This is a genomic window from Bradyrhizobium hereditatis, assembly GCF_020329435.1.
Lineage (GTDB): Bacteria > Pseudomonadota > Alphaproteobacteria > Rhizobiales > Xanthobacteraceae > Bradyrhizobium > Bradyrhizobium hereditatis.
Map to the genome: position 1 here is coordinate 1 of NZ_JAGKJK010000038.1, position 12,244 is coordinate 12,244.

At 64.9% G+C, this 12,244-nt stretch carries 2 protein-coding genes; both read right to left on the reverse strand.

Annotated elements, in window-relative coordinates; all coding sequences use genetic code 11:
• A partial coding sequence (locus J6524_RS36630; RefSeq protein WP_225678714.1) for a non-ribosomal peptide synthetase occupies window positions 1-10,948 on the reverse strand: 10,948 nt, incomplete at its 3' end.
• A partial coding sequence (locus J6524_RS36635) for an AMP-binding protein (RefSeq protein ID WP_225678715.1) occupies window positions 10,941-12,244 on the reverse strand: 1,304 nt, incomplete at its 5' end. The genes J6524_RS36630 and J6524_RS36635, both read right to left, overlap by 8 nt.

Below are 12,244 nucleotides of genomic sequence, written 5' to 3' on the forward strand. Positions count from 1 at the left end.
TCTCCTTCAGCGCCGGCGAGAACTGATCGAGCAGCGCCTGCTGCGTCAGCACCAGCGCCGCGCCGCTGTCGCGCAGCATGTGCGCCAGCCGTTCCCGCGGATACTCCGGATCGAGCGGCAGATAGGCGCCGCCGGCCTTCAGCACCGCCAATAGCGCGACCATCATCTCGACGCCGCGGTCGAGCGCCAGCCCGACGACGACATCGGCTCCGACTCCGCGCTCCCGCAGCCGCCGCGCCAGCCGGTTGGCCCGCGCATTCAACGCGGCGTAGCTCAGCTCCGCATCGCCAAACACCAGCGCGGTCGCGTCGGGCGATTGGCGGGCCTGCGATTCGAACTGCGCCACAATTCCTTGGCGCGGTTCATCTCGCCGCCTGCTATTTACTCGGGCGAGCAGCGCATCATCCGCTGAATCGCGGGCCGCAATGACGCCGAGCGGCCGATCGGCATCGACGCTCAACGCCTCCATCATCAGCACTAAGGCGCGCTGCAACCGAGCGATCTGCGGCTCATCGAAATGCCTGCGCTGATAGTTAAAGACCAGCCGCAGCCGCTCATCGAGACCGACGCTTGCGAACAACGGATAATTGCTGGTCTCGACGATCCTGGTCTCGCCGACGCGGATCTGGCGGTCCTTCTGCATCAGCGCGTGGTCAACAGGATAATTCTCGAACACCAGGATGCTGTCGAACAGCGGTCGTCCGGGACGTCCCGCCAGACGCTGGATTTCATAGAGCGGCGTCCAGCCATATTCCCGCAGGCTCAGATTGCGATCCTGCAATTCACGCAGCCATGCGCCGACCTTCACCTGCGGACCGACATCGTCGACAACCGGCAGCGTGTTGATGAAGAGGCCAACCATGTCTTCGGCGCCTGCGAGCTCCGGCGGCCTGCCCGACACCGTAACGCCGAAGCAGACCGTGCTCTGTCCGGTATATCGCCGCAGCAACTGCGCCCACGCGGCCTGCACCAGCGTGTTCATCGTCACGCGCTCGCGCGCAGCAAATTGTTGCAGCCGCCCCGTCAGGTCAACATCGAGCTCCAGTGCGAGCATGCCGTGACCGGCCGATTCCGCGTCCGTCTGCTCAGCCAGGAAACTGGGCTCATCCAGCCTGGCCATCGCAGTGCGCCAGAACGCTGCCGATGCGTTGCTGTCCCGGTTCCTTAGCCAGGCGATGTAGTCGCGATAGCGGTGTTGCAATGGAGGCAATCGGCCTTCGCCATTATGCTGCATCACTTCGGCGATCAGCCGCGCCGAGCTCCATCCATCAAGCAGGATGTGATGATGCGTCCAGATCAGCCAATGCCGATCTTCTCCGAGCCGGATCAGCCGCACCCGCTGCAGAGGCGGCCGCGACAGGTCAAACCCTGCGGCCTGTTCCTGCCGGGAAACATCGGCGAGCGCAGCGTCCAGTTGGGACTGGTCCCATGCCGAAGCCCGTGCGCGCCAGTCTTCCTCGGTAAACGGCACTTCGGCACTGCGATAGACGATCTGTTGCGGCGAGCCGGATAGATCGCGCCAGACGAAGCCGGTTCTCAGCACCGCATGCCGGTCGCTGACCGCCTGCCAGGCGCGGCGCAGCTTTGCGGCATCGAGGCCGTGCACTTCCGCGGCAACCTGGTTGACATAAAGTCCGCTTTCGCCGTCGTGCATCGCATGGAACAGCATGCCCTGCTGCATCGGCGACAACGGATAGATATCCTCGATCTCACGCCAATCGAGCGCGAGCCTGTCGAGCTCGGCCTGGCCAAGCCCCGACAACGCCACATCCGATGGCGTCAGACCGCAGGCACCGCTCGTGCAGTGATCGACCAGCTCGCGCAGCGCTGCCTCGTACAACGCGGCCAATCGTTGAACCGTCTGGCGCCGATAGCGCTTGCGACCGAAGCCGAACGACAGCCGCAACCGGCCGTCGCGTACTGTGCCGTTCACGCTTAGCCAGCGCCGCAACGGGCTCGATGCATCGCGCGATGGCCCCGCGCTTTCCGCCGCCATGGCGAACAGTGCCGCATCGCCGGTACCGCCATCAACCTGGCCGAGATAGTTGAAGGCAATTTTTGGCTCGGCAACGTCAGACAGCGCCGCGCGCTGTTCTTCAGAGCCGAGATAGCGCAATACGCCATAGCCCAACCCGCGGCCGGGAATGCCGCGCAGTTCCTCCTTCACCGACCTGATCAATGCGGACGGCCCTTGCGACCCGCCGGCCAGCCGCACGGGAAACGCGGTCGTGAACCAGCCGACCGTGCGCGAAGCATCGAGATCGCCGAACAGGTCCTCGCGGCCATGACCTTCCAGCTCGATCAGCACATCATCCTGCCCGCTCCATTGCCAGACAGCGCGCGCGAGGCCGGCGAGAAGAAGGTCGTTGATCTGCGTCCGGTAGGCGGACGGCGCATCCGTCAGCAGGCGCTGCGTCCACTCCCGCTCGAATGCGAGCAGCACTTCATCGGCATCGGCGACATGGTCGACGCCGCCATGATCGTCGTCGCAAGGAATATCCACACCCGTGCGGCGATCGACCCAATAGGAAAGCTCCGCCGCCAGTGCAGGCGACCCGGCATACGCATGCAGCCGCTCACCCCACACCGCGTAAGCGTGGCTCTTCGGCGGAAGGGCAACGGTCGCGTCGCCTCGCGCAAGCTGCGTGTAGGCAGCGGCAATGTCCTCGAGCAGAATTCGCCATGACACGCCGTCGACGACCAAGTGATGGATCACGGTCAGCAAACGCTGGCTACCGTCGGCGACATCGATGCCCACCGTACGTAATAGCGGCCCGCTGGATATCGACAGGCTCGCCTGCGCCGACGACGCCAGCACCGTCACGGCCTCTCCATCGGCTGCGCTTCGGACCCAAAGCAAATCCGCGGCAGCCGGCGCAGCGCCGTATTGCGCGCGGCAGGCTTCCCCATCGTCTTCGAAGCGAAGCCGCAGCGCATCGTGATGGTCGACCACGGCTGCGATCGCGCGCCGCAGAACGTTCCAATCTAGCCGGTCCCTCGGCTGCAGCAGCACTGCCTGATTCCAGTGATCGCGCTTTCCTATATCCTCCGCAAAGAAGCGAGCCTGGATGGGCAGCAACGAATGCGGGCCACTAAGCTGACCCTGATCTGCCAGCGTTTTCCCCCGCTGCTCGGTGCGCGCCGCAAGTGCCAAAGCTTCGAGCGTCTGATGCTGAAACACGTCGCGCGGCTCAATCAGGTAACCGGCGCGGCGAGCCCGGCTCACCATCTGCAGCGAGATGATCGAGTCGCCGCCGAGCTCGAAGAAATTATCGCTGAGGCCCACCGCAGGTCGGCCGAGCAGTTCGGCCCAGATCGCCGCGAGCGCCACCTCAGTCGGCGTGCGCGGCGCTCGGTACTCCGCGCTCATAGACGCCACGTCCGGCGCGGGTAACGCCTGACGATCGATCTTGCCGTTCGGCGCCAGCGGCAGCCGGTCCAGCACCACGATCCGTGACGGCACCATATAATCGGGCAGAACGGACGACAGCGCCGTCCGCAGGGCTGCCTCCTCCAATTCGCCCGCGCCGCTGACGTAACCGACAAGCGGTCGGCCGACGCCGACCTCACGTGCGACGACGACGGCGGAGCGCACGCCGGATTGATCGAGCAGCCGGGCTTCGATCTCGCCAAGCTCGATGCGGAAGCCGCGAATCTTGATCTGATGATCAGAGCGGCCGACATATTCGATCGCGCCATCGGCGCGCCAGCGCGCCAGATCTCCCGATCGATAGAGCCGCTCGCCGGGCCCACCAAAGGGATCGGGAATGAAACTTTCAGCTGTCAGTTTCTCGCGCTGCCAGTAGCCGCGCGCGAGCCCTTCCCCGCCGATGAACAACTCGCCCGTTATACCTGATGGAACCATGTTCAGGTCGGTATCGAGGATGCGAATTATTGTACCGGGAATCGGCCGTCCGATCGGCACGCGCGCCGCACCTTCGTCGCGACAATTCCAGAACGTCGCATTGATCAGGGCTTCGGTCGGACCGTAGCGATTGTCAAAGCGCACATATGGAAAGACTGCGAGAACACGTGTCTTCAATTCCACCGAGAGAACTTCGCCGCCGGCGAACAGGCGCTTGAGCGACACGCAACGCTCCGCTTGCGGCTCGGCAATAAAATGCTCGAGCATCTGCGGTACGAAGTGCAGCGTCGTCACATCGTGGGCGATAATGGCCTCGATAAGAAGCCGCGGTTCGCGATGCGCGCCGGGCGCCGCAATCGCCAGCCGTGCGCCGCTTACGAGCGGCCACAGGATTTCCCAGACCGAGACGTCGAAGCTGAACGGCGTTTTCTGCAGCAGGGTTTCGCCGGCATCGAGGCGATACTCCGCCTGCATCCAGGCGAGCCGCGCAGCGAGCGCGCGATGCGAGCAGGCCACGCCCTTTGGCACGCCGGTCGATCCCGAGGTGTACATCACGTAAGCGAGGCTATCTGGGTGCGGCGCCAGGCCGAGATTGCGATCGGGCGCTCCTATGCGGGCTTCGCCCTCTCCTTCGATGGCCCAGGCCTCAGCATCCGCTCCCGCGATCACGGGCGCGAGGCTCTCCAGCAGGCGACTTTGCGTCAGCACCAGCCTGGTCCCGCTGTCGCGCAGCATGTGCCGTAGCCGGTCCGACGGATAATCCGGATCGAGCGGCAGATAGGCGCCACCTGCCTTCAGCACGGCAAGGACACCGACGATCAGCTCGATGCTGCGCTCCAGCGCAAGCCCAACCAACCGGTCACGACGGATGCCGTAGTCCCGCAATCGCCGCGCCAAATGATTGGCGCGCGCATTCAGGTCGCCATAGCTGATCTTCTGGTCGCCAAATACCAAGGCGATGGAAGACGGCGAAGCAGCGGCACGTGCTTCGATCTGAGCGATGATGCTGTTGCCAAAGTTTGGTGCCCCCGCAAAGCTGCCGCTCCAGTCGAGCACCTTCCGCGTCTGATCTGCATCGAGGCCGCTGAGTGCACCGAGCGGCCTGGAGGCATCGGCCACGATTTCGGCCAGCAGGCGCGACAGGCAGGCCTGCAGATACTTTATTTGGCCGTCATCGAAGCGGCCGCGGTCATAGCGGAAGCCGAGATTGATGCCGTCGCTCTTGGCGAACACCGCCACCGTCAGCGCATAGTTGGTGATCGATACCTGCTCGACCCGCCCAAAGCGGCGGCCGCTTTCGTTCTCGCCGCGCAGTGCCTGGTCGATCGGGTAGTTCTCGAACACCAGGATGTTGTCGAACAGCGCGCGGCCGGATCGGCCGGCGAGGCGCTGGATTTCATAGAGCGGCATCCAGCCATGATCGCGCAAATCGATGTTGCGCTCCTGCAGATCGCGGAGCCATGTCCCTACATCGGTTTGCGGGCTTGCCTGATCCACGACCGGGAGGGTGTTGATGAACAGGCCCACGATATCCTCGGAGCCGCTGATCTCTGCCGGCCTGCCCGACACCGTCGCGCCGAAGCAGACCACCCGCTGGCCGGTATGACGGCGCAACAATTGCGTCCACCCGCCCTGCAGAAGCGTGTTCAGCGTAACGCGCTCACGCTTGGCAAACGCCTGCAATCTTGCCGTCAGTGCCGCGGAGAGAAGCAGGTCGAGCGAGGCATGACCGGACGCGCCTGTCGTCGCGGGCCCTCCCAGCGTATCCGCCAGGAAACTGGGTTCGTCCAGTTCCGCCAATGCCGTACGCCAGAATGTCGCCGCTGCATCGCGGTCCTGCTTTTTCAGCCAATCGATGTAATCGCGGTAGCGGCCCAGCACTGGGCGCAAGCGCTCGCCGCGTTCGTGCTGCAATATCTCGGCCACCAGTCGCGCCGAGCTCCAGCCGTCGAGCAGGATATGGTGGTGCGTCCAGATCAGCCAGTGGCGGTCTTCATCAAGCCGGATCAGCTTCACGCGCTGCAAAGGCGCTTGCGACAGGTCGAATCCCTTGGCACGCTCGGCCTGCGCCGCGCGCGCCAGCGCGGCCTGGAGTTCTTCATGCTTCATGGCGGCGGCCTGCGCGCACCAGTCTTCTTCTGCAAATGGCAGCGTCACATTGCGATAGACCACCTGCTGCGCCGCGCCCGACAGTTCGCGCCAGGCAAAGCCGGTTCGCAGCACCGCGTGTCGCGCGCTGACCTCATGCCAGGCGGCGCGCAGCCTGCCGGCATCGAGGCCCCGCACTTCCAGGCCGACCTGGTTGACGTAGTTGCCGCTCTCGCCATCGCGCAGCGCATGGAACAGCATACCCTGCTGCATCGGCGACAACGGATAGATATCCTCGATCTCGCGGCAGTCGATCGTTGCACTGAGAGTATCGAGATCGGCCTGACTCAAGCCCGACAGTGCGAAGTCCGAAGGCGTCACGCCACGGGCACCGCCGGTGCAATGGTCGACGAGCTCGCGCAAGGCCGCGGCGTAGTGCTCCACCAGGCGTTCGATCGTCGCCCGCCGGTACCGCTTGCGGCCGTAGCTGAACGACAGCCGCAACCGCCCTTCGCGCATCTGGCCGTTGATGCTTAGCCAGCGGCCAAGCGGCGCACTGTCGCTGCGCCCCGGCCCAGCGCTCTCGGGCGCAAGCTTGAACGACGCGCCCTCACCAACGCTGGTATCGAACTGGCCGAGATAGTTGAAGACGATGCGCGGCTCGGGAAGCGCAGCCAGCGCGCCACGCTGCGCCTCAGTGCCGAGATAGCGCAATACGCCGTAACCCAGACCGCGGGCGGGAATCGCCCGAAGCTCTTCCTTGACCGATTTGATCAGTGAAGCGTCGTTGCCGGAGCTGCCCGGCAAGCGCACGGGGAAGGCGGTGGTGAACCAGCCGACTGTGCGGGAGATGTCAACGCCCGAAAAGATGTCCTCGCGGCCATGTCCTTCGAGCTCGACAACAACATCGTCAAGCCCACTCCAGCGCGATACCGCGCGCGCCAGTGCCGCCAGCAGCAGATCATTGACCTGCGTGCGGTACGCCGACGGCGCTTCCCTGAGCAGCCGCGTCGTCAGCTCCGCATCGAAAGCCAGCGAAATTTCTTCGCCCTCGGCAACCCGATCGACGCCATCGTGATCGTCATCGCACGGCAGGTCACCGCGCGATCCCCGCTCCAGCCAATAAGGCAACTCGGAAGCCACTTCTTCGGTGCCGCCATAGGCCTGCAATCGCGCGCCCCAGGAAGCGTAGGATTGGCTCCTCGCCAGCACGACCGACGTCGCGCCTTGCTGCATCTGTCCGTATGCCGCCGCGAAATCTTCGAGCAGCACGCGCCACGACACACCGTCGATAACGAGATGATGCACGACGACGAGAAGCCGCTGGCTGCCGTCGGCGAGATCCATGCCGACCACCCGCACCAGCTGCCCCGCCAGCGACAGGCTGGTCTGGGCTACAGACGCCAGCTCCGTCACCCCAGCAGCATCGCGGACACTTCGAATCCACAACAGCTCCGAAATTGCCGGCGCGGTGCCATAGGTCGCGCGCCAGGCGCCATCGATCTTCTCGAAGCGGAGACGCAAGGCCGCGTGATGCGCGACGATGGCGGCAACCGCGCGTTCCACGATTCCCCAATCGAGCCGCGCCTTTGGCATCAACAGGACGGCCTGATTCCAGTGGTGACGTTCGCCAGCATCCTCGCTGAAGAACCGCGCCTGGATCGGCAACAGCGGATGCTCGCTCCCTTCGAGATCTTTCTCGGGAACAGCGTCTTCCACCGTCCGTTCGATGCGTGCCGCCCGCGCCAGCTCCTGCAATGTCTGGTGTCGGAAAACGTCGCGCGGCTCAATCAAGAGGCCCGCCTGGCGGGCCCGCCCGACCAGTTGCAGCGAGATGATGGAATCGCCGCCAAGCTCGAAGAAATTGTCGTCAACGCCGATGACGGGCTGGCCAAGCAGCTCGGCCCAGATCGTGGCAAGTGTCGTCTCGGTCAGGGTGCGCGGCGCGACATGAGCGGCCGTCGCAACTTGCATATCGGGCACCGGCAACGCTTCGCGATCAACCTTGCCATGCGCGGTGAGCGGCAGCCGCTCCAGCTTCACGATGCGGGCCGGCACCATGTAGTCGGGCAGATCGTCCGCAAGTGCAGCGCGCATTGCCGCTTCGTCGAACGCGCCTTCGGCAGCGACATAGCCGACCAATTGGCGGGTGACGCCGGCTTCGCGGGCAACCACCACCGCCGACCGTACGCCGGGCTGGCGCATCAGCCACGCCTCGATTTCGCCGAGCTCGATCCGGAAGCCGCGGATTTTCACCTGATGATCGGAGCGGCCGACATATTCGATCACGCCATCCGCACGCCATCGCGCGAGATCGCCGGTGCGATATAGCCGGGAGCCGGGCGCGCCGAAGGGATCGGGAATGAATCGCTCGGCCGTCAGTTCGGCGCGCCGCCAATAGCCGCGCGCCAGTCCTTCGCCGCCGATAAACAATTCGCCGGTTACGCCGACCGGCACGACGTTGAGATCACCGTCCAGAATGTAGGCCGAGCGGCGCCCCACTGGACGGCCGATTGGCGCATAATTGCCATCGATCTCTTCGCTGGCATCGACCTTCCAGACCAGTGGCGTGACCACTGTTTCGGTCGGGCCGTAGCCGTTGATCAATGTCCGCGGCTTGAGCGCGCGCTTGACCTTGTCGAAGCCTGCTTTCGGCATGGCCTCGCCGCCGAACGAGTAAAGCTCGACCGGCGGCGGATCGCCACGCCACGCTGCGAAGTCCGCGAGCTGCTGCAGATAGGCAGGTGGAAAGCCGGCGTTGGTGACGCGCTGCCGGCGCAGAACGTCGAGCGTCTGCTCGGCCGACCACAGATCAGCATCGCGCATTATGACCGCAGCGCCGCAGGTCAGCGCGGTCCAGAGCCGCTCATGGGCGCCGTCGAAGGTAAAGGACAGGAAATGCAGCTCGCGCGAGTGCCGGTCCATATCGTAGAGCCCGGCAGTCACCTCGCAATGCATCGCGAATGGCCCGTGCTCGACGGCGACGCCCTTCGGAATGCCGGTAGAGCCCGAGGTGTAGATCACATAGGCAAGACTCGTTGCTGCCACTGCGATATCAGGATCGCTCTCAGCCTCGTTGTTGAGATCGGTCGCATCGAGCGGGACAACCTCGATCCCGGCCGACTGCGACGTCAGCGCCGTGCCTTCCGCATCAACCAGCACAAAGCGCACGCCGGCGTCGCGCATGGTGCTGACCTGCCGCTTCGCCGGATGTTCGGGATCGAGCGGCAAATAAGCCGCGCCCGTCTTCAGGATGGCCAGCAAGCCCACGATAAGAGCCGGCGAGCGCTGTGCGGAGATGCCGACGAGACCAGAGCGCTCAACGCCCAGGCGGATCAGGCGATGCGCAAGCCGATTGGCGCGACGGTTGAGTTCGACATAGGAGATCACCTCGTCGCCGAAGATCAGCGCCGGAGCATCGGGCGTTTCACGTGCAAAGCGGGCAACCGTTTGATGCACCGGCGCGAACGGCGTGGCAGTTCCAGCAGCCGCGCCGTTCCATTGGCGTAGCCTGGCCCATTCCTGTTCGGAAAGCACTGCCATGCCGGCGATCGACTTCGCATCGTCCTCGACCATCGTCTTGAGGATCGTGACCCAGTGCGATGCAAGGCGTTCGATCGTCGCCGCCTTGAACAGCGCAGTCGCATAAGTGAAGATCGCGCGGATTTCGCCCGACGGCCCCTCTTCGCTATCGAGCGCGAGGTCGAACTTGACCGTCTCGACTTCAGGCTCGATCTTTTGGATCTGCAGGCCGGTCCCGTCGGACGGATTACCCGACATCCGCCGGCGCTGGTGATTGTAGAGGACCTGGAAGAGCGGATTTTGGCTCAGGCTGCGCTTGGATTGCAGGATTTCCAGCAGACGCTCGAACGGAAGATCCTGGTTCTCCTGCGCCTCCATTGTGGCCAAATGAACGGATGCGATGAAGTCAGCGATCGTCGCGCGCCCGTCGATGCCAGTGCGAAGCACCTGCGTGTTGACGAAGAGCCCGATGACACCGCGGGTCTCATCGCGGTGGCGGTTGGCGACGGGAATCCCAATGCTGATGTCGGACTGGCCGGTGTAGCGATAAAGCAGCAGTTTGAAGCTCGCCAGTAGAACGACGAACAGCGTCGTCTGCTGCCGGCGCGCCAGCGCGCGCAAGCCATCGGCAAGCGCCGGATCGAGCGCGAGACGAAGCGCTGATCCGGCGAGATCAGGAACGGCCGGCCGTGCCCGATCGATCGGAAGCTGGAGCACGGCCGGGTCCTTGAGCCGGCTGCTCCAGTAGCTGACCTGCCGCTCGCCATCGACTGCGCTCATCCAAAGCCGTTGCCATTCGGCATAGTCGGCGTATTCGATGTCAGGTTCCGGCAGCGCCGGTGCCTCGCCAGAGGTCGCCCCCGCGTACAATTTCCAGAATTCGTCGACTAGCACCCCCATCGACCAGCCGTCGGCCACGATATGGTGTAGGCTGACGACGAGAAGATGATCGCCCTCCACCAGTGTCAGCAATGTGGCGCGCATCAGCGGGCCAGCCTCGAGATCAAATGGCCGTGACGCTTCCTGTCGCGCCAGCAGAAGCGCCTGTCCTTCGCGATCATCGCCATTAAGCGTCACCTGCCGCAGGATGACCGGTTGCGGATCGAGTACGATCTGTTCGGCTTCCTTGCCCTCTTGCCGAAACACCGTGCGAAGCGCGCTATGGCGGGCGATGAGCGCATCGAAGGCCTGTTGCAGCGCGTGCAGTTGAAGCTTTCCGCGTACCCGCACGGTCGCCGAGAGATTGTAGGCGGCGCTATCCGGATCCATCCGCCACAAGAACCAGAGACGCGATTGCGCAAAGGACAGCGGCGCCCGCGTCAGCTGCTGGCGCACAATCGGCAGCATGGCGAGATTGACGCCCTTCGCCGCGAGCTGCGTCAGGAACGCATGCTGCCTGTTCGCATCAAGCCGCATCAAGCGCTGCGAGATGTCGCGAAGCTGCTGCTTCTGCGTGGTGGCGGTATCACTCATCGGAAAATTCGACTTCCTTCAACATGTCGAGCATCGCGGCGATGTCGTCGCTGCGCTTGTCGACCTCGATCTCCGGGGCGAGCGCCGCCGCCATGGTTTCGACGGTCGTTATTTCAAACAGCCGATTCAGCGGCAGGTCGTGGCCGAGATCGCGTTTGATGCGGCTGACGAGTTGGACGGCAATGAGGGAGTCGCCGCCGAGCTCGAAGAAGTTGTCGGTGACGCCGACTTTTGGCTGACGCAGCAGGTCGGCCCAGATCGCGGCGAGCTTGGCCTCGGCCGGCGTGCGCGGCGCGACATGCTCGGTCAGCGCCGCGAGCTGATCCGGCGCCGGCAACCCCTTGCGGTCGATCTTGCCGTTCGGCGTCAGCGGCAGCCGGTCCAGCACCACGATCCGCGCTGGCACCATGTAATCTGGTAGCAGCGACGACAGCGCTACCTTCAGTGCCGATCCATCCAGCGCCGCTTCGCCACTGACATAGCCGACGAGCTGGCGGGTAGCGCCAGCCTCGCGCGCCACCACCACCGCCGCACGCACGCCGTCCTGGTCGAGCAGCCGCGTCTCGATCTCGCCGAGCTCGATCCGGAAACCGCGGATCTTCACCTGGTGGTCGGCGCGGCCGAGATAGTCGAGCACGCCGTCGGACCGCCACCGCGCCACGTCGCCGGTGCGATAGAGCCGAGCCCCCGGCGGGCCAAACGGATCGGGGATGAAGCGCTCCGCGGTCAGCGCGCCGCGCCGCCAATAGCCGCGCGCCAAACCTTCACCGCCGATATAGAGCTCGCCGGCGACGCCAACCGGCGCGAGGTTGAGGTCGCTATCCAGAATGTGCAGCGTGGTGTTGCCGATCGGGCCTCCCAAGAGCGGGCGATCATTCTCGGCATCGAGCCGGTGACGGGCCGACCACACCGTGGTCTCGGTCGGGCCGTACAGGTTCCAGACCTCGCCGGCCTGCGCCACCAGCCGCCGCGCCAGATCCGGCGGCAGCGCCTCGCCGCCGCAGAGCACCCGGCAACTTGGTGGCAGCGACGGGCCGTCATGGTCGAGCAGCATCCGCCAGGTCGACGGTGTGGCCTGGACCAGCGTCACGCCCTGCTTGGCGACCATCGCCTTGAGCCGGGATGGATCATGCGCGGCCGCGCGATCCGCCAGCACCACCTGCGCGCCCAGTGTCAGCGGCAGCCACAGCTCCAGCACCGCGATGTCGAACGACAGCGAGGTCAGGCCGAGCACGCGATCCGTGGCCGTCATGCCCGGCTGCTCCGCCATGGTCGCCAGAAAATTCGTCACCGCGT